The organism is Bacteroides faecichinchillae JCM 17102 (assembly GCF_000614145.1).
GTDB lineage: Bacteria > Bacteroidota > Bacteroidia > Bacteroidales > Bacteroidaceae > Bacteroides > Bacteroides faecichinchillae.
Genome location: NZ_BAKK01000048.1, coordinates 1 through 22909, shown reverse-complemented (window position 1 = coordinate 22909; position 22909 = coordinate 1). Strand labels below are relative to the sequence as shown.

Below are 22909 nucleotides of genomic sequence, written 5' to 3'. Positions count from 1 at the left end.
ATAATAACAAAACTGTCTCCTGCATGTCTGCGGGATTTCCTTGCTAAAGGTTACCTGATAAAACGGATTGATGAGTATTCCAATCAGTTTTGTTAGGTAACCTCTTTTTTCCTCTCTCTTGTGTGATATGTAAGCGCAAATTTCTATCTTTGTCATCTATATTGAGACTTAGAAATGGAACAAGAAGATTTTGATATACGTGATCATCAGCTTACTTCGAAAGAACGTGACTTTGAAAATGCGCTTCGCCCCTTGAATTTTGAGGATTTTAGCGGTCAGGATAAGGTAGTGGATAACCTTCGTATATTTGTGAAGGCAGCACGTTTGCGTGGGGAAGCGCTGGACCATGTTCTGTTGCATGGGCCTCCCGGGTTAGGAAAAACGACACTTTCAAACATTATTGCTAATGAGCTGAGAGTCGGTTTTAAAGTAACTTCCGGTCCTGTGCTCGATAAACCGGGTGATTTGGCGGGAGTGCTGACTAGTCTTGAACCGAATGATGTGTTATTTATTGATGAAATCCATCGTCTTTCACCGGTGGTAGAGGAGTATTTATATTCTGCTATGGAAGATTACCGTATCGATATCATGATTGATAAAGGACCTTCAGCACGTAGCATTCAAATTGATTTAAGTCCTTTCACATTGGTTGGAGCAACTACACGTAGCGGATTGTTGACAGCACCACTTCGTGCACGTTTTGGTATTAACTTGCATTTGGAATATTATGACGATGATATTTTGAGTAATATTATACGTCGTTCTGCTTCTATACTAGATGTACCTTGTTCAGTACCTGCTGCATCCGAAATTGCTTCCCGGAGTCGTGGAACGCCTCGTATTGCTAATGCTTTACTTCGTCGGGTACGTGACTTTGCACAAGTGAAAGGTTCCGGTTCTATCGATACGGAGATTGCTCAATATGCACTCGAGGCATTGAATATTGATAAATACGGATTGGACGAGATTGATAACAAGATACTTTGTACGATCATCGATAAATTCAATGGAGGACCTGTCGGATTGACTACTATTGCTACGGCTTTGGGAGAAGATGCGGGTACTATCGAAGAAGTATATGAACCATTCCTGATCAAAGAAGGTTTTATGAAACGGACTCCCCGTGGGCGTGAAGTAACAGAACTGGCTTATAAACATTTGGGAAGAAGTCTTTATAATAGTCAGAAGACGCTGTTTAATGATTGATATTGATTTTTTGAGAATGATTTAAATTGTATATTATGAAACAATGGACTGCTTTCATTGCTTTTTTATTTTTAAGTATCTCTTTATCGGCTCAACAGAGATATGGAAAAGAATTATATGAAAAAGAAGTATTTGTCTCTACTCAGGGAGATTCTTTACCTTATCGGTTACTTCGTCCCGAAGTGGTGAAACCGGGTAAAAAATATCCGTTGGTGCTATTCCTTCATGGTGCAGGTGAAAGAGGAAATGATAATGAAAGACAATTGACTCATGGAGGACAGATGTTTTTAAATCCGGTGAATAGGGAAAAACATCCGGCTTTCATACTTATTCCACAATGCCCACAAGGTAAGTATTGGGGATATGTGGAACGTCCTAGATCTTTTACCCCTTCCAATATGCCTGTTGGACAAGAGATGAATCCGATATTTCGTGCGGTTAAAGAATTACTAGATTCTTATCTAACCATGCCGGAAATTGATAAAAAGAGAATTTATATCGTAGGTCTTTCGATGGGGGCAATGGGAACATTCGATATGGTTTCCCGCTATCCGGAGATTTTTACTGCCGCTATTCCTATTTGTGGTACGGTGAATCCGAACCGTTTATCGGCAGCAAAGGATATCAAATTCCGCATTTTCCATGGGGATGCCGATGATGTGGTGACGGTAGAAGGTTCTCGTGGTGCATATAAAGCATTGAAAACTGCCGGGGCAGATGTGGAATATATCGAGTTTCCTGGTTGCGGCCATAATAGTTGGGACTCAGCATTCGCCTATCCCGGATTTATGGAATGGCTGTTCAAACAAAAGAAATAACGAACATTTATCGGCACTAATCATTAGTAAACATGGCTGGACTTAAATCATTGGTTAAAGATACTGCGTTGTATGGAATTAGTAGTATTATAGGCCGCTTTTTAAATTATTTGTTAGTACCTATCTATGCAGCAGCAATGTCTACTGCTTCAGGTGGATATGGGATAATAACAGAGGTATATGCTTGGACAGCCTTGTTAATGGTTATTCTCACGTATGGTATGGAGACTACATTCTTCCGTTTTGTAAATAAAGGGACGGAAGAACCGGAAAAAGTATATTCTACAGTGCTCATTATGGTGGGAGGTACATCGCTGCTTTTTGCTATATGTTGTATGCTGTTTCTTCATCCCATAGTAGTTGCATTGGGGTATGTCGACCATCCTTGGTATGTTGGTACGATGTTGTTGGTAGTTGCAATGGATGCTTTTCAATGTATTCCTTTCGCTTATCTTCGTTATAAGAAACGTCCGATTAAATTCGTTGCTTTGAAGATGTTCTTTATTGTGCTCAACATCGTATTAAATCTGATTTATTACTTGATAATAGGAGGTAGTAATGTATTTTATGCTTTTCTCTTCAATTTGATATGTACATCTATAGTAATGATATTGCTTATTCCCGATTTGAAATTTAGAGGAGGATTCGATAAAATCCTAGCAAAAAGAATGCTGAATTATTCTTATCCGATTCTGATTCTGGGAGTGCAGGTATTTTGAATCAGGTGGCTGACAAGATTATGTTCCGGCATATCTATCCGGATCCGGTTGGGGCGAAAACACAATTATCTATCTATAGTGCATGTAGCAAGATTGCTATGATTATGGCAATGCTTACCCAAGCTTTCCGTTATGCTTATGAACCGTTTGTGTTCGGTGAAAGCAGAGACAAAGACAATAAAGTGATCTATGCAAAAGCCATGAAATATTTTATTATTTTTACGCTGTTGGCATTTCTAGCTGTGATGTTCTATTTGGATTTATTAAAATATATCTTAAAGCCTGATTATTGGGGTGGTTTGAAGGTCGTACCGATTGTGATGGTTGCCGAAATCTGTATGGGTATTTTCTTTAATCTTTCTTTCTGGTACAAACTGATTGACGAAACCAAGTGGGGAGCTTATTTCTCATTTACAGGATGTGCGGTATTAGTGCTAATTAATATTATATTTATACCGAAATACGGTTTTATGGCTTGTGCGTGGGGTGGTTTTGCCGGTTATACAGTAGCTATGCTTCTCTCTTACTTTGTAGGACAAAAGAAATATCCGATAGCTTATGATTTGCGTGGAATTGCTTTGTATGTAGGTTTGGCTTTAGTGTTGTATGTTGCCGGTGAATGGGTACCTATTTCCAATATTGTGTTACTTCTGGCTTTCCGTACATTGCTTCTTTTGTTATTCGTAGCATATATTATTAAGATGGACTTGCCATTAAATCAAATACCTGTTATTAATCGATTTATAAAGAAGAAATAATTATGAAAACGGATGAACGTAATAAATTCGCAATTAAGTCGTTCTTAAAGAATTACTTAGACTTAAGGAAGGACAAGGATAATGAGTTGGAAACGGTGGATTCTATTCGTAAAGGAGTGGAGTTTAAAGGGGCTAACTTATGGATTCTTATTTTTGCTATATTTATGGCGTCTTTGGGATTGAACGTTAATTCTACTGCTGTCATTATTGGTGCCATGTTGATATCTCCACTTATGGGGCCTATCATGGGAGTCGGATTATCTGTCGGCTTGAATGATTTCGAGTTGATGAAGCGTTCTTTGAAAAGCTTCCTGATTACGACTGCATTTAGTGTGACTACTGCCACTGTATTTTTTATTCTGGCACCAATTGCTGGTTCACAGTCAGAGTTGCTTGCACGTACTTCGCCTACGATATATGATGTATTTATCGCTCTTTTCGGTGGATTAGCGGGCGTTGTTGCTCTTTCAACCAAAGAAAAAGGAAATGTGATTCCGGGCGTTGCTATTGCTACCGCATTAATGCCGCCACTTTGTACAGCCGGATATGGATTGGCAACAGGTAATTTGATTTATTTTTTAGGAGCCTTTTATCTTTATTTCATTAACTCTGTTTTTATTAGTCTTGCTACATATATTGGTGTACGTCTGATGCATTTTCAACGGAAAGAATTTGTCGATAAGACTCGTGAAAAAACGGTTCGTAAGTATATTGTACTGATTGTTATTCTGACGATGTGCCCGGCAGTGTACCTAACGTTTGGTATCATTAAAAGCACTTTGTATGAAGCTGCTGCTAATCGTTTCATTAATGAGCAGTTGAATTTTGAAAACACGCAGGTGCTTGATAAGAAGATCAATTATGAACATAAAGAGATTCGTGTTGTTTTAATTGGTCCTGAAATACCGGATGCTTCGATTGCTATTGCTCGTAATAAATTGGAAGCATATCAATTGAAGAATTCGAAACTGATTGTCTTGCAGGGTATGAATAATGAGGCGATAGATGTTTCTTCTATTCGTGCCATGGTTATGGAAGACTTTTATAAGAATAGTGAAGAGCGTCTTCAGGAGCAACAGAAAAAGATAGCTAAATTGGAGACAACACTTGAACAGTATAAAGAATATGATACGATGAGCCGTACATTGGTTCCGGAGTTAAAAGTTCTATATCCTTCTATCACGTCGCTTTCTATCTCTCATTCACTTGAAACACGGATTGATTCTATGAAAACAGATACAGTAACATTGGCTGTTTTACAGTTTTCGAGACATCCGTCGGGAGCCGAGAAAGAGAAAATTAGTGCTTGGCTGAAGGCTAGGGTAAAAGCAAAAAAGCTAAGGTTAATTACGGAATAGTGAACGTAAGTTTGAAAGGTTGATAACTAGTTTGGTCCAACATTATTGTATCGAGCTTGTGTGAGTGAATAAGATAATATAGTAGTTAAGATAATAAAGCATTGGTACTTATGAGACTTAAACTATTTGTAATTGTAGTTCTTTCTATTTGTTTGCAGAGTGTCTCTGCTGATGAAGGAATGTGGTTGCTTGGAAATCTTCAAAAAAACAAACAGGCAAAACGGGTAATGAAAGAGCTTGGTCTGAAAATGCCTGTAAGTAAATTATATGATCCGAAGAAACCTTGTCTGGCAGATGCAGTGGTCAGCTTTGGAGGCTTTTGCTCGGGAGTGGTAGTCTCTGAAGACGGACTTGTATTTACTAACCATCATTGTGGATTCAGTAGTATTCAGCAGCATTCTTCTGTAGAACACGATTACCTGAAAGATGGGTTCGTGGCACATACTCTTCAGGAGGAACTACCGAATCCAGAATTGTATGTACGTTTTTTGCTTCGTACAGAGGATGTTACGAAGCGGGTACTGGCTGCAACTAAAGATGCAAATACGGAGAGTGAACGTAAAGTAGCTATCGATTCAATGATGGTGGTCATCAGTGATGAAGTTTCAAAGAACGATTCCACTTTGACGGGCGTTGTCGATGCTTATTATGCGGGAAATGAATTTTGGCTTTCTGTCTATCGTGATTTTAATGATGTCCGTTTGGTTTTTGCACCGCCATCTTCTGTAGGTAAATTTGGTTGGGATACGGATAACTGGATGTGGCCACGTCATACAGGTGATTTCAGTGTTTTCCGTATCTATGCCAATAAGGAAAATGATCCCGCAGATTATTCTCCGGAAAACGTTCCCTATTGTCCGGAGTATGTAGCTCCGATTTCTTTGGATGGATACAAAGAGGGCTCTTTCTGTATGACACTTGGTTATCCGGGGAGTACAGAACGTTACCTTTCTTCATATGGTATTGAAGAGATGGTGAATGGAATGAATCAGGCAATGATTGATGTGCGTGGAGTGAAACAGACTATTTGGAAACGGGAAATGGACCGTCGTCCGGATATTCGGATTAAATATGCTTCAAAGTACGATGAAAGCTCCAATTATTGGAAAAATAGCATCGGTACTAATAAAGCAATCCGGCATTTGAAAGTATTAGAAAAGAAACGGGAAGCAGAAGCGGCACTTCGCGATTGGATTCAGGCACATCCTACAGAAAGGGAGAAGTTACTGCGACTGTTTTCGAATCTGGAGTTGGGCTATAGTCAGCGTCGTGAAACGAATCGTGCTCTGGCCTATTTCGGAGAGTCATTTATTAATGGTCCTGAGCTGGTTCAGGTTGCATTGGAAATTTTGAACTTCGACTTTGAAGGTGAAGAGAAGCAGGTAATTAGCCGGATGAAAAAATTATTGGAGAAATATGAGAATCTCGATTTATCTATCGATAAAGAGGTCTTTGCTGCAATGCTGAAAGAATATCAAATTAAAGTTGATAAAAGGTATTTGCCGGCTATGTATGCGCAAATAGACACCTTGTATCAGGGGAATATACAGACTTATGTAGATTCTCTGTATGCTACCTCGCTGGTTACTACTCCCAAAGGTTTGAAGCGTTTTCTGGAAAAAGATACTACTTATAATCTGATTGAAGACCCGGCTATTGCTTTGAGTATCGACTTAATTGTGAAATATTATGAGATGAATCAGAGTATTTCTGATGCATCTGAACAGATAGAACAAGCTGAACGTTTGTTTAATGCTGCTATGCGTCGCATGTATGCTGATCGTAACTTTTATCCGGATGCTAATTCTACGATGAGGCTTAGCTTTGGATCTGTTGCCGGTTATTCTCCTTTTGATGGTGCTACTTACGATTATTATACTACAGTAAAAGGCATTTCCGAGAAGGTAAGAGAACATGCCGGAGATATAGATTTTGCTATTCAGCCAGAGTTACTGTCTTTGTTTTCTTCCAGAGATTTTGGTCGTTATGCCAATGAGAAAGGTGATATGAGTGTTTGCTTTATCTCCAATAATGATATAACAGGAGGAAATTCTGGTAGTGCTATGTTTAATGCCAAAGGAGAATTGCTAGGTTTGGCTTTTGATGGCAATTGGGAAGCAATGAGCAGTGATATTGTATTTGAACCTGAATTACAACGTTGTATTGGTGTAGATATCCGTTATGTACTTTTCATTATAGAGAAATATGGAAAGGCTACTAATCTGATTAGAGAACTGAAAATAGATCGATAAAAAGGCTGTTTTTAGATCTTATAGAGGAGTATTCATTTTAGGAGAGGAATCTATATAGTTGATAAATCATCCAGATTTCCTCATATTGAGAGTGAGTAAGTAGAAACTTGTTAATTTCTAAAATAATGAGCCCAGCAACAAAGATCCGAAAAGGATTATGTTGCTGGGCTCATTTGTATGCTAGGAATGAGTCCGGTTTATTTTTTCTTTGTCAGCCTACTTGGGATTTTCTCAAAGATAGCTTTGATTCGTTCAACGTTTAATTTGGGCTCTCGATTATAGGTGTATATACCATTTTTTTCCTGTTCGATATCAGTCAGTTGAGTGTAACAAAATCCGGTAACTTTTTCGGAAGCCTGAATTGCATTGACCAGCTTTTCCAGACACTCGTAGATATCATTTTCGTTGGTAAACAGACCTCCATGTCCCCATGTACCTTTGTTGTTTTCTGATGTTTCCCAAACAAGACCACCAAATTCACCAATGAAAAGAGGCTGATTGGTATATTCTCCCTGAATTGTTTCTGGTTTCAGCTTTAATGCGAAGCGTGTGACATCCGAGTCATAGTTTACGATACTCCAAATATCAGTAGCGACGTGAAAGCCTGTGACATCATTGAATAGTCGGCTGGGGTCAATTGCTTTAGTGATTTTTTGTGTATCAAATATGAGTCGTATGAATGTAGGTGTAATGTTACTAAATATAGTGAAGGGAGCCCAAGTAATAATGGAAGGGTGATTACGATCCCGTTCAAGCATTTCGGTCCATTCGCTAAGGAAATTTCGTGATGCGATCTCATTATTAGGGTTCATTCCGCAGTTAGGTGATTCTGCCCAAGTGATAAATCCAAGTTTGTCTGCCCAGTAATGGAACCGTTCTTCGAAAACCTTTTGATGTAGACGTGCTCCATTAAAACCAGCGGCTTTGCTTAATAGAATATCATTTTTTAGAGCCTCATCGGTGGGGGCAGTCCAGATCCCATCAGGATAATAGCCTTGATTCATAATCAGGCGCTGGAAGTAAGGCTCATTGTTTAAGTAGAATTGTCCGTTGGTTGTGTGAACTTTGCGCATACCTATGTATGATTTTACTTCGTCGATAACCTGTCCTTTGGCATCTTTTACGCGGTAAATGATATCGTATAAATGAGGGCTTTCAGGGCTCCAAAGTTTCATGCCTTTTACGGGTAGAATCAGATCACCGCCATTGGAACATTTGGATTTTTGTTGAGCGACTTTTTTCTGACCGTCATATAACGTAACTTCTAGTGTCTGACCATCGGATATTTGATAGAATTGTGGAGTGATTGTCAATTGTTTATTGTCGATATTCGGAGAAGTAATTGCTGATTTCAGTCCATAGGGAGAGACAGCTTCCATCCACACAGTCTGCCAGATACCGGTGACGCGGGTATAAAAGCATGCATAAGAAGACTTTTCCAGAGATTGTTTACCACATGTCTGAACGCCTGACTGTGGATTGTCAAATGCAGCTACTACCAAGTTATAAGTTTGTCCGGGTTTGGCTATCTGGGTAATGTCTATTGGAAAAGGGGTACTTCCACCATGATGGAAACCGACCATACGTCCGTCGAGATAAACCTCTGCAGCATAGTCAACAGCACCGAAATTAAGTAAAATCTTCTTGTTTTTCCAATCTGTAGGTATGGTCAAAGAACGTTGATACCATATCTTCTTTATGAAGTCTGTATGATTCACTCCGGACAGTTTGCTTTCCGGGCAGAAAGGAACAGTGATTGTACCGTTGAGGCTTTTTGACATTGGCAGGTTACGCTTGTTCCCTGTATTGTCTGAGTCGAATTCATAAGTCCAGGTTCCGTTTAAATTAACCCAAGTGCTTCTTTCAAACTGTGGACGGGGATATTCCGGTCGAGGAATATCATTTGTGGCTTTAGCTACAAAAGAAAGTAGTAAGCCAACTAAAATAAGATGTGCTTTTCTCATGTTTAATAAATTTGTTTGTTATAACATTCAAAAGCAAAAGTAGGAATTAATAAGAAGAAAAAAAGAAATAAACTATTCAAATAAGGACATTATCTGTTCATTGTAGAAATAAACCGGTTATATTTTAAAGCGTATATATCATAAATATTATGAATTCATTATTAATGACGAGAAAAAACACTACATTTGTAAACGAATGAAATTCTGGAAAGCATAAACCATGAAGAAACATTAAAACTAAATAACCAATCAATTTTATGAAGCGACAAATCATGAACAGTACATTGATTGCATTTCTGACTTTGCCTTTATCTGTCGTAGCACAGAATACAGATAAGCCGGAATGGAACAATGAGTATGTGTCGGGAGTGAATAAAGAGGTGGCTTGTCAGATAGCTATTCCTTTTGCTAACGAACAACAAGCAATGGATTTAGCCATTGAAGAATCCCCCTATTACAAAACTTTGAACGGCACATGGAAGTTCCACTGGGTGGCCGATCCTAAAGACAGACCGCAGGACTTCTATCGGTCGGAGTATGATGTCAGCGGGTGGGATGATATTAAAGTGCCTGCTCCTTGGCAGATCGAAGCGATACGTCACAATAAAAATTGGGACAAGCCGCTGTATTGTAATGTTATTTATCCTTTCTGTGATTGGCGTAAAGTAGAGTGGCCCAACGTTATTCAACCCCGTCCTTCTGATTATACATTTGCTACTATGCCTAATCCGGTAGGTAGTTACCGTCGGGAGTTTACCTTACCAGATTCTTGGAAGGGACGTGATGTTTTTATTCGTTTTAATGGAGTAGAAGCCGGATTCTATATCTGGGTGAACGGTAAGAAAGTTGGCTATTCCGAAGATAGTTATCTGCCTGCCGAATTTAATTTGACTCCTTATCTGAAGGATGGTAAGAATATACTTGCTGTTGAGGTTTATCGTTTTACAGATGGTAGTTTTCTGGAGTGTCAGGACTTTTGGCGTTTTAGTGGTATCTTTAGAGATGTTTTCTTGTGGTCAGCACCGAAGACTCAGATTAGAGACTTCTTTTTCACGACCGATCTGGACAAAGAATTTAGAAATGCCACCGTTAATTTGGACGTAGAAGTTACCGGCAAAAAGAGTAGTGATGAGATTCATGTTAAACTGATGGATCTAAATGGAAAAGAAATCGCCAAACAGACTACGCGTGCTCAAATCGGAACCAATCATATTGAATTTGAGGTGATGAATCCGCTGAAATGGACGGCTGAAACTCCTAATCTGTATAACTTATCTATCTCTCTGATCCGGAAAGGTAAAACAACGGATATTCGTAATGTGAAGGTGGGCTTCCGTAAAATAGAATTTACCAGTGACGGTCAGATGTTGATCAATGGTAAAACAACCTTGTTTAAGGGGGTTGATAGACATGACCATAGTTCTGAAAACGGACGTACTGTTTCTAAGGAAGAAATGGAGAAGGACGTGCAGTTAATGAAATCTTTCAATGTAAATGCCGTACGTACTTCCCACTATCCGAACAATCCTTATTTTTATGATTTGTGTGACAGATACGGTATTTATGTTCTTGCAGAAGCAAACGTAGAATGTCATGGTTTGATGGCTTTATCTCATGAACCTTCTTGGAAGAAGTCTTTTACAGAGCGTAGTGAGGACATGGTGAGACGATACAGAAATCATCCTTCCATTATGATGTGGTCTTTGGGAAATGAATCCGGTAACGGCATCAACTTTAAGTCGGCAGAAGAAGCTGTTAAGAAGTTGGATAAAACGCGTCCTACTCACTACGAAGGAAATAGTTCTTTCTGTGATGTGACTAGTAACATGTATCCCAGTGTAGAATGGCTGGAGAATGTAGGAAAAGAACGTCTGGAAAAATCACAGAAGGGTGAGGCGGTGAAACCTCATGTGGTTTGTGAATATGCTCATGCAATGGGTAATTCGATGGGTAATTTCAGAGAGTATTGGGAGACATACGAACGCTATCCGGCTTTGATCGGTGGCTTTATCTGGGATTGGGTAGATCAGAGTATCAAAGTACCTACTCCTGATGGTACAGGTTATTATATGGCTGTTGGTGGCGATTTTGGTGACAAGCCTAATGATGGTAATTTTTGTACGAACGGTGTTATATTCTCAGACCGTACTTATGCACCGAAGGCACTGGAAGTTAAAAAGATACATCAACCTGTTAGAGTTGAGGCTTTGGGAAATGGTAAGTATAAGGTGACCAATAAAAGATTCCATACAGGTCTGGATGATTTATACGGAAGGTATGAAATAATGGAAGACGGAAAAGTACTCTCGTCAGGAAATCTGGATGAATTGCAGTTGGATGCACAGGGAAGCAAAGTTATTACTATTGTTGATCCGGTCTTAACGAAAGTTCCTGGAGCTGAATACTTCATTAAGTTCAGTTTCTGTCAGAAGAAAGATACTGACTGGGAAAAAGCAGGATATGAAGTGGCGTCCGAACAAATAAAAATAGCAGATAGTGAGAAACCTGTTTTCAAGGCAGAAAATGGGGAAATCAGTTGTACGGAGACAGAAAAAGGTTATCTCGTAAAAGGTGAACGTTTTGAAGCTACTTTCTCAAAAGAAGAAGGAACGATATCTTCTTATGTGTTGGATGGAGTACCTTTGATAAGCAAAGGACTGGAACTGAACGTTTTCCGCGCACCTACGGATAATGATAAACAAGTCGATGGAGATTGGCAACGCAAAGGACTGTATAATATGTCTTTGGAGCCCGGTCAGTGGGAAATGCGTCAGGAAGACGGTAAGGTGATTCTGGCAATAAAGAATACCTATAGAGGTAAATCAGGCTTTGATTTTCAGACAACGATTGAGTATACTGTAGCTGCGGATGGTTCTATTTTGGTGAATAGTACAATTATTCCTACTATGAACGGAGAAATTATTCCTCGTGTGGGGTATCGTTTGGAATTGCCGGAAGGTTTCGAACGGATGCGTTGGTTTGGTTGTGGTCCGTTTGAAAATTATGTAGATCGTAAAGATGCTTCTTATGTAGGTATCTATGATGATCAGGTATCCAATAAGTGGTTGAATTATATCAGATCACAGGAAATGGGTAATCATGAAGATGTACGTTGGATTTCTATAACGAATCCGAATGGGATAGGTTTTGTATTTGTTGCTGGGGATAAGATGTCGGCTACTGCTTTGCATGCAAGAGCACAGGATATGGTTGATCCTAATGATCTTAGAAAGTTACATCATCGGTATGAAGTGCCTGTAAGAAAAGAAACAGTTCTTTGTCTGGATGCTGCAACCCGTCCGTTGGGTAATGCCAGCTGCGGTCCCGGTCCGATGAGAAAGTATGAACTTTTCTCTCAGCCAACAGTGTTCAGCTTTATGATGTTGCCTTTGGAAAGAAGTTATTTAAAAGATGAATTGGCTAAAAAAGCACGTGTGCGGATGCCAGTATCTATGCCTGTTCTAATTGAGCGGGACAATGACGGTTACCTGAATCTGAAAACAAGTACCCCGGGAGCTAAGATTTATTATAGCTTGAATGGAGAAAAGTATAAGGAATATGCGGGAGCTATCGAATTAATCTCCGGTGGTAAGGTACAAGCGTATGCTGTTTCAGAGAATCTGGGCAAAAGTATGGTCACGTCTGCTGAATTTCCTATTTATGTAGATCGCTCAGGCTGGAAGATTGTTACTGTCAGCAGTGAAAATAAGGGAGAAGAAGCGAAAAATGCAATTGATGGAGATCCGAATACGATTTGGCATACCCGTTGGAGTGAGAATGAAGCCAAGCATCCGCATGAGATCATTGTAGATATGGCTTCTTTGCTTGAAATAGATCAGTTCATCTATCAACCACGCAATTCAGAGAATGGTCGTATCAAGGACTATGAGCTTTATTTCAGTACAGATGGTAAGACTTGGGGAAATAAGTCCAAAGGTGCTTTTGAGAACTCTTCTTCGTCACAAATTGTACGATTGGAGAAACCTATTGTTGCGCGTTACTTCAAGTTGGTTGCTTTATCCGAATTGTTTGGCAGAAACTGGGCTTCGGTTGCCGAATTAAATGTCAATGTTACTAAAAACCTGTCAGGAGTATCTGGAAGCAAACAGCGGGTAATATATGTAGACAGTGATGCGGACGATAGCATGAAGTTGGCTGCTGACGGCAATATCAATACTTATTGGCATACGGTACACAATCAGTTCTATCTGGCTCCTTATCCTCATGAAATACAAATGAACCTGTCTAAGGAGATGAAGATAAAAGGTATTAAATATACGCCTCGCCAAGACTCGTCGGAAGGACGGATAGCCAAATATGAAGTATATGTGAGTCGTGATGGAAAAGAGTGGGGGAAAGCTGTTGCTTCAGGCACTTTTACTGACTCTAAAGATACACAGAAAGTTGAGTTTGCTCCGCGTTCTGCAAGTTATGTGAAACTTCAGGCTTTGTCTGCTTGTACTAAAGATGATAAACGGGCTGCTGTAGCAGAGTTAGAAATTCTGGTAGAAGAGTAACAGCCTACTTATTAGTTGTGTCCATATATTATGCCCAGCATAGTGAGTATATAGCTCCACCATGCTGGCATATATATTTGCCACACTGATTATTAATGCCTGATAACCAGGTTGCTAATGCTTTAATATACAACTAAATACCTTGATGCATAACAAATGGAAATTTGAGGTTTCCATTTCCTTAAAATAAACAATTGATTAACATTAATTTTATTTGATAGGTTAAACTTGCGCTAATGAAATGAATTAAACCTTTCGTATATTTCTTAATGAGGATAGACTGTTGATTTGGAATGGAACTTAATCCTTAGAGCAAGGAAAAACAAAACAGTGATGGATAAAGGCATTCCTTATGCATGTAAGGATGAAAATAAAGGTGTTTGTAATAATGAAATATTTCTTCAAGAAAGTAATACGTTATTGACTAAAGTCATTGCTATTCCTATTAGTGGTGATGATGTACTATGGTTTGGATTTCTCTGTTTTTTATTTAAATGATTTCCCCGAAATTGCATCATAAATATTATCTCCTTCAATATACGAGAGATGGTCTATCTCAATACTATGGAAGGATGTTGCCATCAAAAAGTGACCTTCTCGAAATAAAGTTTGATGGAGTTGAAGCAATTCCGGGGAATTCTATTGCTGGGTTAAAACAGGATTACGTAATTTATTCTGGTGCAGTGGTAGGGCCCTCGACATACAGTCGTCCATTTTCATCCACACCCATTTTGTCGATAAATACCACGCGCTCATTTCCTGTTTTTTCCGTGCGGCCATGATAAACGCAATACATCTGTTTACCATCTTTCGACCAGGTAGCACTGTTGTGTCCGGTACCTGTCACAATACCGCCTTTTTCTATGTTCTTTTCCAACACCGGGTTATCAGGCGATTTGATAAATGGGCCGAGTGGGTTCTTGGAGGTAGCATAACCTACTGCATAATTCTTTCCCCCGAAATAATTAGCCGAATACATCATATAATAAGTGTCCCCTTTCTTAAAGGTATAAGGACCTTCCGACCAGCGGCGGTTCACCTCTCCGGTAGTTACTGAACGGCTTTCCCATTCGGATTGCTTATCATCCAATTTTAATGGTGGACGGAGCAACAGGATCGGTTCACCAATTACCCCTGTTAAATCAGGTTTTACCTCAATACCATAAATCCAGCTTTCTTCTATTTCATCAAATTTACCTTCTTTTTTTGCTTGTTCTGCAATCTCACTTTCTACTGGGTTCTTATAGCAGCAACGGGAATAATACAGAAAGGTACGCCCGTCTTCGGTATCTATCAGATTACCATCAATTGCAGGATAGCCAGGGTCGAACAGAGGAGCTGAAGAAAGTTCTTTAAAGGGACCAGTCGGTTTGTCGGCTACAGCTACCCCAATACGAAAATTCTCCAATTCTTTTGTTGGGTTTACTTTCCAGTCTGCACTGAACAGCATGTAAAACTTACCATTTCGTTCATATACTTCCGGTGCCCAGAAGTTAGCTACTGCCCATGAACCTTCGATGTTACCCCGGTAAACTTGTCCTTCATCCTTCCAGTTCACCAAATCAGGCGAGGAATATACACTAAAGCCATCTACAGCTCCACCACCGGTTCCATACATATAATACATACCGTCTGAAGCCAATAATACATAAGGATCTCCAAACTTTACCGATAGCGGATTTATGGATACTGTCGGTTGGGATTGATTTTCTTTTACCTTCGTCACGCAAGAAGAAAGCAGTAAGCTTGACAGAGCAAATGCCCAGATTGCGAATTTGTTAACCTTTCTCATCTTTATTTGTCTAAGTTATATTGTTTAAATTAGTCAGGAGTTTTATTACTTTATAGCCGGAAAATGTTCAAAAGTAATAATTTTATCTCTTTCATGCTAATAATTCAACGAATTCTATCATCTAGAGGGCAGACAGATGCATGTGTTTGGATTCTTGATGTACTAATAATCGTTTTGGTTGAGTGCTATACATAATCCAATAGCAGTGAAAACAATTAATTCTTTTCGGTTATCTCATAAAAAAGCATCTATTTTTATGTATTCTAAAAAAAACATATAACTTTAGACCAATTTCTAATTACTCTTATTTTTAACCTTAAAAAACTAGTAGATAACATGAGCTCTAAAATGACTCGAAAAGACTTCTTGCGATTATCAGCAATTGGACTTTCTTCTTTAATTGCACCCTGGTCAGCGTCTGCTACCCCAGTACCGGTTTCTGGAAAATCTAAAAAAACTGAGGCAAACGATAAAATTAATGTCGGTTTCATCGGTCTGGGACAACAGGCAATTCATCTCATGTCAGGTTTCATTACTATTCCTGATGTACGTATTGTGGCCGGTTGTGATGTTTATGACATCAAACGTGACCGTTTCCAAAACCGCGTGAATAAGTATTATGCAGATAAAGGTATCAAGAACAAGCTGGACATGTATATCCACTACGAGGAACTTCTTGCCCGCAAGGATATTGACGCTGTAGTTATTGCAAGTCCTGACCATCAACATGCATTAATGGCAATTGCCGCTTGTCGTGCTGGAAAAGATATATATATCGAAAAACCGCTTACGTTCACCATTTATGAAGGACAACAACTTGTTAAAGCTGTTCGTGAGAATGCCCGAATTTTGCAGGTCGGTAGCATGCAACGTTCCATGAATGAATTCATCCATGCCGCCAATGTTGCCCGCGAAGGTATGTTGGGTAAAATATCACTTATGAAAGCTCATGTGGGAGATGGGCCAAAACCATATGATTTGCCGAAGCAAGAAGTTCCAAAAGGACTTGACTGGGACTTATGGCTCGGTCCTTTGGATACAAAATGGCATTACAATCATGAATTAAACCCATTGCTCAACGAAAATGGAAGTGATGAATGCTGGGGAGCATGGCGTTGGTATCAAGGAATGGGTGGTGGTTACACGACTGACTGGGGAGCGCATATGTTCGATATCGGCCAATGGGCTATTGGAAAAGATGGCTCTGGCCCAGTGGAGATTCTTCCACCGTCAGCAAGTCCTTATGACTGTCTTACTTTCCGTTATGATAACGGTATCGAAATGACACAACAAAAGTTTGATGGTGGTAAACAAGGAATCAAGATTATCGGTGAAAATGGTTGGATTCAAGTTTGTCGTGGTGAGTTCCTTGCTTCTTCTCCTGAATTTATGCCTAAAAAGGTCGATGAAAAGGCTGTTTATGAAACGAATGTACCGCATTATCAAATCTTCATTGATTGTATTCGTTCACGTCGTGATCCGAATGTTCCTGTTGAAGTAGGACATAGCTCTTGTACAGTATGTACATTGGGTAACATTGCCTATGAGCTTAATAGACCTCTACAATGGAATCCTATCGTACAAAAATTTGTAAACGATCCGGAAGCGACAAAGAAGCTTCATTATGATTATCGTAAACCATACACTTTGGAATAATACTTCTAATGCAAAATAAAAACTACGGGAATATATGTTGCCGTAGTTTTTTTTATAATCTATTGTGATCAAATACCAAATGACTTATTCCAAAACAGCTGCAAATCCTCCGTTTCTAGCCATCTTAACAGAAATTTTCTGCCCTTTCTTAACGTTTGAAGAATTAATCCGGTAATCCATTGCCTGACGTCCTGCATTGACACCGTCCTCAAATGAAGTAAGACGATAAGTTTTATTATCTTTCAGGAAGTCAAGGTTAATTTCAAACTGTCTTTCATTCTCTTTATTATTGGTCATTCCACCGATGTACCATTTTTCTCCTTTACGTTTGGCTACAATTACGTATTCACCTACTTTTGCATCCAGAGCAACTGTTTCATCCCAAGTAACAGGAACCTGAGTAATGAAACGTGTACAATCTTCATTACGATAGTATAAAGTAGGGTTATCTGCCAACATCTGCAATCCACTTTCGAAGATAACAAACAGAGCCATCTGGTAAGCACGTGTACCGATACTTGCTGAGTTTGGACGTTCAGAACGGTAAATATTTGGTTGCATGCTGATCATAGCTCCCGGAGTATAGTCCATGGGGCCTACTGCATTTCTCATGAAAGGGAGATAAACACTATTATCCGGTACACAACCACCCATTTGTTCCATACCTCTCACTCCTTCGTAAGATAACACGTTCGGATATTTATATTCCAAACCTGCCGGTTTAAATGAGCCATGGAAATCAACAAATAAATGATGTTTGGCTGCCTCTTGAGCAACTCGTTCATAAAAGTTCACCATCCATTGGTCGCTACGGTCCATAAAGTCGATTTTTACTCCTTTTACTCCCCATTCATTGAATGTTTTAAATAGATCGAAATTATTCTCTACTACTAACCATGTCAGCCATAAAACAATACCTACATTCTTTTCTTTTCCGTAACGGATCAATTCATGAAGGTCTACATCCGGATTAGGAGTATAAGGGTCACGAGTACTTTTTGCCCAACCTTCATCCATTATAATATAAGGAATACCGAACTTAGATGCAAAGTCAATAAAGTATTTGTATGTTTCCAGGTTACAGCCTGCTTTAAATGTCACATCCTGTCCATAAGGAGTAGCTCCGTTCCACCATTCCCAGCTTACTTGTCCCGGTTTTATCATGATACATCCTGCAACTGGTTTTTGGTAGCCAATTTATAGGTCATTGTATTTTCTAATATCTGCTTATCATCCTTTGTAATCACAAAATAACGCCATGGAAAATTTCGTTGACCTTTAGTCTTTGCAATATAATCTGCTTCTTTCAGGATTTTGAGACTACGGTCTCCATCATCACCGAATTCAAGGGGTACTTTAGGGAAAGTAGAAGTTACACCGTTTTTCCCTGTACCTTGCAAGAACATACAAGGATAATCTGATAAATCGGATTCACTGATCAGAATTTTATAAGATTTCCTTGTATCAATGAGTATTGGGAGCACAGATCTTTTGTCTGAAGGTTGCCATGATTGGCTTGTAACGTGTGTGTAAGGCTCTTCATAAGCAGTCTTATATCCTCCCGGTTGTTGTAAGTGTAACAAATAATCTGCAGGGAATTGCAATGAAAAATCTTCTCCGAATACTTCGATATCTCCCTTCTGTCGAGTGATGAAACGATAAGCGATTCCGTCGTTGAATGCGCGGAATTCTACGGAATAGTTACCTTTGAGATTAAGCAGAAGTTGGTTGTATTCGTTGTTTACAGATGAATACTTTAACGGTACGATAGGAGTCAATTCTTCTTTAATACTAGCTCGTTTCTGTCCTGCTAGCTTAGGTTGCTCTCCTAAAGTTTGGTTTTTCAGCTTAAGCTGTAGTGAGTTGTCTTTCAATAAAACCTCATTATTACAAGATACATCATAATAGATTTTATCGGCAAGACGAACGGATACTTTAATATCTCCATTGGGAGAAACCAGTTCCAAATTTTTTTGTGCCTGTGCACTTAATGATAAGTAACAGGCGAATAAGGATAAAAGGAAATACTTTTTCATTTTTGTTAGATTGTTATGGTGTAATATTCAATGTTTGATGTTTTGTGTTGCAACATTTGCAAATATAAGTATTTTAATTTTGCATATTATTCTCCATTCCTAAAAAATAACTCTTGAAGTAATAAAATTCATCACTTAGAATTTTCAGCATTACTCATTATATCCCATTTCTCGAAAAAGAGTTTATTCTTCTACAAATGACATTCCTCCAAAGAATCCTATACCAAAACCTCTTACCATGATTGTATTTACATTTTAATTTGTATATGAGAAGGTTCTCTATTTATGCAGGCAAAAAGATATCGGAAATATTTTGTGTCAAGTTAGTAACTTCGTCAGCGTTGCGGCTATAAAATTTCCCCATTTCTATTAATGAATAGAGTAACAACTCAGAAAAGTTCCGGATGAGTTTAATTTTTCATCCGGAACACTCTTCTATATCATTTTTATTTTCCTACGATAGGAAACTCTGAAATTCTAAGTGTTGTACATCCATAAGGAATCAATGTAATCTCCTTTTCAGTCCCTTCGGCACCACTACAGAATGAGAAAGGTTGAGGACCAGCCATTTCATTATAAAGTTGCCAGGTCGGTATAATTCTCGCTTTCATTTTAATTTCAATAGGTGCATTCTCTGTATTCCAGGGAAATTCTGATTTTTGTTTAGCCGGATCTATATTTATCTTTGCAACCTCATTCACTTTATTACGGTCAAAGCTAATAAGTCCATAATTCCAAGGTTCTGATGAGGTTACCTGATAATAATAAGGACCATACCAAGGCTCGTTAAATTCCTTTTTCTCCCATTTTTCCTCCATCTTAAGCGCATATACCAATGGACCTCTTTCTATTGCTACAGCATTTTCATACCAGGTACTAGTTGAAATATCCATTGGGAGATGTAGGTCGATTCGGTCTTCTTTGGTCCATGTGCGATTGATGATTACCATCTTTCCTCCTTCAGCAGATTGATCCGGTTTTCCATTGATACATATCTCTGCCTTTTTACACCATTTGGGTATACGCAGATAGAGAGGAAAAGTAGTTTCTTTTTTCTTGTTTTTTATCTCCTGGATGGTAAAACTTATTTTATCATCCATTGGATAATAAGTATCTTCACTGATAGTCACTACACAATCATCGCCCACTTTAGCGGTTACTTCAGAAGGAGAATAAGCCATCACTGCAAGTCCATTATCTGGAGTTGCATACCATAAGTTCTGTGTAAACTTGGGCCATCCTTGGTGCATATTAGAAGCGCAACATGGATATCCGGTCAATATTCCGAAAGTCAAGTCAGTTCCTCCATGTTCCTGATCGAAGTTTCTTCGGTGGCGGCTTATCATTACTTGATTAGCTTGTTGGAAGTATTGCTTAGTCATGAAATCGTCTGATATCTGTGTTGGCAGAGCGTTAAAAGCAATCCTTTCCAGATGGTCTGCAAAGTCAATATCACCGGTAATTTCCATCATCCTCTCCAAAGAATACATCAACTCAACAGCAGAACATAATTCAGAACCCTGAGTAGGACAATTACCATGCAGTGCTTCATCTCCACCGTACATCCCTTGTGGTTGTCCATGGAATTGACGGATATCTTTAAAAGCTTCTTTTACAGTATTAATATATTTCTTGTCCGGTTCTTGCTGGTAGTAGATAATCGGTTCTTTAATACCCTGAGCCAGGTTCACGCAATGAATCGTATTAATTCTCTTCAAATCCCCCCGTTGCACCATATCTACAAAGCTGAAACTTTGGCTGTGGATTAACTTGCCTAAATCTAATAAGAATGGTTCTCCTGTGAGATTATATAACCAATATACAGCTTGTAGATTATCACAAGCACGAAATTCTGCCCAGAAACTCCAGTGTCCCAAGCGTTTTTCTGGTAAGGTCTTTAATTGATATTGGAAATAACGGCTCATGAATGAGAGTATCCGTTGGTCATTGGTAGCAGAATAATATTGTTGCAAAATCTTCAGAACTACCATTCTAGGCCACCAGTCGTGAGAATTGTTACGTTGGAGCCCCTGTTCTCCGGGATAATCTTTCTGCGGTCCGAAAAATCCATCTTCACGTTGCTTTTTAAGGCCCATTCTACCCAAGGTTGTACTTTGTTTTTTAGTTCCTGATCATTCAGGATGTAGGCTAATGGAAGAAGCCCGTCAATCCAATAAGGGCCCCTTTCCCATTGGTCTCCGTCTCCTCCCAGCCATCCATTGCGGCTCCCCATAACTTGCGGATAAAGTTCGTCCATATGCCCTGTTGTCCCATTCTTTTGGCGTATTAGCATTTCTTGTAACCATCCTTTGGCTTTAATGCTTCCTAATGGAAGTTCAATAAAAGCCTTACGTTGTAGAGGGTAGCGATTATTTATATAGTGATTGTGTTGTTGCCGAGGTTGAAGTTCGCTACTCCATAAGTTGGAGTAGCAGATAATACTCATAAATAGGAAAAACAATCTTAATACCTTATACGTAATCATAATCTATTTTTTTAATATGTTATCTTCTGTTTTTTCTATATAAAATTATTGGTTGATAATAGACAATCATCTTTTGTCTAACATCCCTACCTTATTCTCATAATTAAATTTCTTATTTAATAGCGGCAAGACGTCCATACATTTCTACTATGGCTGCTTGTGTTAATAACCATTTTTTGTCATCTTTGTTATTACCACTTAAGTCTGTATTGAATAAGCCTTTCTCATCCCGAGCATTGTCCCACGCATAAGATAAGCTTTTGTTGAAATCGTCGATATAGGTTTTATTATTATCTGTATTATATAGTTCGATAAATCCTCTAAGCATAACAGCAGTAAACCATATATCTCCTTTCTTTATCATTTTAAAAGGTGTTCCTGTAGAAGGAATAAAGTCTGTGAAGAAATAGTTATGACACGCTTTAGCTATGTTTTGAGCATCTTTTAAATAAGCGGGATTTTTGGTTAATTGATATAATAAAGCAGCTGATTGCATCATTTGACCGCTGTTGTAAGCAAATTTAGCTTTTCCTATTTTTCCATCAAGGCGTACATTATCATAATAAAGATAATCTGTTGAATCTTGCAGATTCTTTTGTGTCCATTCGTATAACTCTTTACCTTTCTTAAAATAGGCGCTGTCATTAGTTGCTTTGAATAGTTTTAATGCATAAACAGAACCGGGTGCATTAGAACACGTATTTTTAGATCCTTTCTTTTGCTCGCACCAATAGATACCTCCACCCAGTAAACTATCTGTTCCACTTTCAATGAATTCCCATATTAATTTGGCTTTATCCAGATATTTGGGATCTTTTGTAATTTGATAAGTATCAGTAAAATCAATACCTAGCCAGATATTATCATCGTAAAAGCGATCTGAAGTAGGAGCAGTCCGTATATAAGATGCGTATGCATTTGGAGTCCGTTTGGTATCAAAATATTCTTCTAATCCCGGTAATACCTGTTTCTCCAATAACTTTAAGTATTTCTTATCTTGGGTGGTCTCTAATAAAGCATTAACTGCTGAAAATGTACCCGAGTAAGGCCACAAATAAGAATATTGATTAGGTATATTTGCTTGCTCTTCCGACGCTAAGTAGGTCACTTTATGATTTTCGTTGAAAGGATAGTTTTCACGAAGTAAGCAAGTATTGGTTGCACTATAATTTTGATAAAGAGAATCCAATGTTTGTTGAGCTCTCTCCAAATTTAAATTAGGTTCTGCTTGTTTTGTTGAGACACAACTGGAGAGTGATGCTATACATACAACGTTTAATAAAAGGCACAGTGATTTCATATTATATTAAATATATATTAAAATTCAAAGTTTAATTTCGGATAACGG

10 protein-coding genes and 3 pseudogenes are annotated in these 22909 nt (G+C 38.7%); 8 read left to right on the top strand and 5 right to left on the bottom strand.

Going from position 1 to position 22909, the window contains the following annotated elements; genetic code table 11:
• Window positions 1-174 precede the first annotated feature (174 nt).
• The 5 genes and pseudogenes from ruvB (at window position 175) to JCM17102_RS17745 (ending at window position 7111) form a co-directional block, all read left to right on the top strand.
• The gene (ruvB, locus tag JCM17102_RS17765) at window positions 175-1206 is read left to right on the top strand and encodes a Holliday junction branch migration DNA helicase RuvB (RefSeq protein ID WP_025076122.1); all 1032 of its coding nucleotides are present in this window, start codon (window positions 175-177) and stop codon (window positions 1204-1206) included.
• A gap of 35 nt (window positions 1207-1241) precedes the next feature.
• The gene (locus JCM17102_RS17760) at window positions 1242-2024 is read left to right on the top strand and encodes a carboxylesterase family protein (protein WP_025076121.1); all 783 of its coding nucleotides are present in this window, start codon (window positions 1242-1244) and stop codon (window positions 2022-2024) included.
• Between the two features lie 32 nt (window positions 2025-2056).
• Window positions 2057-3501: pseudogene (locus JCM17102_RS28300) on the top strand (lipopolysaccharide biosynthesis protein).
• Window positions 3502-3503: 2 nt separating this feature from the next.
• The gene (locus JCM17102_RS17750; RefSeq protein ID WP_025076120.1) at window positions 3504-4859 is read left to right on the top strand and encodes a TIGR00341 family protein; all 1356 of its coding nucleotides are present in this window, start codon (window positions 3504-3506) and stop codon (window positions 4857-4859) included.
• A gap of 110 nt (window positions 4860-4969) precedes the next feature.
• Window positions 4970-7111 carry a S46 family peptidase gene (locus JCM17102_RS17745; RefSeq protein ID WP_025076119.1) on the top strand — a complete coding sequence of 714 codons (2142 nt, stop codon included), beginning with the start codon at window positions 4970-4972 and terminating at the stop codon, window positions 7109-7111.
• Window positions 7112-7308: 197 nt separating this feature from the next.
• Here the strand turns inward: JCM17102_RS17745 and JCM17102_RS17740 are convergent, their stop codons facing one another.
• Window positions 7309-9075 carry a glycoside hydrolase family 2 protein gene (locus tag JCM17102_RS17740; RefSeq protein ID WP_025076118.1) on the bottom strand — a complete coding sequence of 589 codons (1767 nt, stop codon included), beginning with the start codon at window positions 9073-9075 and terminating at the stop codon, window positions 7309-7311.
• Between the two features lie 257 nt (window positions 9076-9332).
• On the opposite strand from JCM17102_RS17740, the gene JCM17102_RS17735 reads away from it, so the two are divergent.
• Both JCM17102_RS17735 and JCM17102_RS30745 read left to right on the top strand, forming a co-directional pair.
• Window positions 9333-13592: a glycoside hydrolase family 2 TIM barrel-domain containing protein gene (locus JCM17102_RS17735; protein WP_025076117.1), complete on the top strand. Its 4260-nt coding sequence runs from the start codon at window positions 9333-9335 to the stop codon at window positions 13590-13592.
• Between the two features lie 333 nt (window positions 13593-13925).
• A complete protein-coding gene (locus JCM17102_RS30745; protein ID WP_159106357.1) occupies window positions 13926-14090 on the top strand; it encodes a hypothetical protein in 165 nt (54 codons plus the stop codon).
• A 172-nt stretch (window positions 14091-14262) separates the two neighbouring features.
• Here the strand turns inward: JCM17102_RS30745 and JCM17102_RS17725 are convergent, their stop codons facing one another.
• Window positions 14263-15384: a glycoside hydrolase family 43 protein gene (locus JCM17102_RS17725; protein WP_025076115.1), complete on the bottom strand. Its 1122-nt coding sequence runs from the start codon at window positions 15382-15384 to the stop codon at window positions 14263-14265.
• A gap of 336 nt (window positions 15385-15720) precedes the next feature.
• On the opposite strand from JCM17102_RS17725, the gene JCM17102_RS17720 reads away from it, so the two are divergent.
• The gene (locus JCM17102_RS17720) at window positions 15721-17040 is read left to right on the top strand and encodes a Gfo/Idh/MocA family protein (protein ID WP_025076114.1); all 1320 of its coding nucleotides are present in this window, start codon (window positions 15721-15723) and stop codon (window positions 17038-17040) included.
• An 84-nt stretch (window positions 17041-17124) separates the two neighbouring features.
• Here JCM17102_RS17720 and JCM17102_RS28295 read toward each other — a convergent pair.
• The 3 genes and pseudogenes from JCM17102_RS28295 to JCM17102_RS17705 all read right to left on the bottom strand — a co-directional run bounded on the left by JCM17102_RS28295 (window position 17125) and on the right by JCM17102_RS17705 (window position 22861).
• Window positions 17125-19076, bottom strand: a pseudogene (locus tag JCM17102_RS28295) (glycoside hydrolase family 97 protein).
• 446 nt (window positions 19077-19522) lie between these two features.
• Window positions 19523-21561, bottom strand: a pseudogene (locus tag JCM17102_RS28290) (beta-L-arabinofuranosidase domain-containing protein).
• A gap of 112 nt (window positions 21562-21673) precedes the next feature.
• The gene (locus JCM17102_RS17705) at window positions 21674-22861 is read right to left on the bottom strand and encodes a glycoside hydrolase family 76 protein (RefSeq protein ID WP_025076113.1); all 1188 of its coding nucleotides are present in this window, start codon (window positions 22859-22861) and stop codon (window positions 21674-21676) included.
• Window positions 22862-22909: the final 48 nt, after the last annotated feature.

Coding starts and splice junctions, on each gene's coding strand:
- ruvB (WP_025076122.1), top strand. CDS start 175: ATGGAACAAGAAGATTTTGATATACGTGATCATCAGCTTACTTCGAAA.
- JCM17102_RS17760 (WP_025076121.1), top strand. CDS start 1,242: ATGAAACAATGGACTGCTTTCATTGCTTTTTTATTTTTAAGTATCTCT.
- JCM17102_RS17750 (WP_025076120.1), top strand. CDS start 3,504: ATGAAAACGGATGAACGTAATAAATTCGCAATTAAGTCGTTCTTAAAG.
- JCM17102_RS17745 (WP_025076119.1), top strand. CDS start 4,970: ATGAGACTTAAACTATTTGTAATTGTAGTTCTTTCTATTTGTTTGCAG.
- JCM17102_RS17740 (WP_025076118.1), bottom strand. CDS start 9,075: ATGAGAAAAGCACATCTTATTTTAGTTGGCTTACTACTTTCTTTTGTA.
- JCM17102_RS17735 (WP_025076117.1), top strand. CDS start 9,333: ATGAAGCGACAAATCATGAACAGTACATTGATTGCATTTCTGACTTTG.
- JCM17102_RS30745 (WP_159106357.1), top strand. CDS start 13,926: ATGGATAAAGGCATTCCTTATGCATGTAAGGATGAAAATAAAGGTGTT.
- JCM17102_RS17725 (WP_025076115.1), bottom strand. CDS start 15,384: ATGAGAAAGGTTAACAAATTCGCAATCTGGGCATTTGCTCTGTCAAGC.
- JCM17102_RS17720 (WP_025076114.1), top strand. CDS start 15,721: ATGAGCTCTAAAATGACTCGAAAAGACTTCTTGCGATTATCAGCAATT.
- JCM17102_RS17705 (WP_025076113.1), bottom strand. CDS start 22,861: ATGAAATCACTGTGCCTTTTATTAAACGTTGTATGTATAGCATCACTC.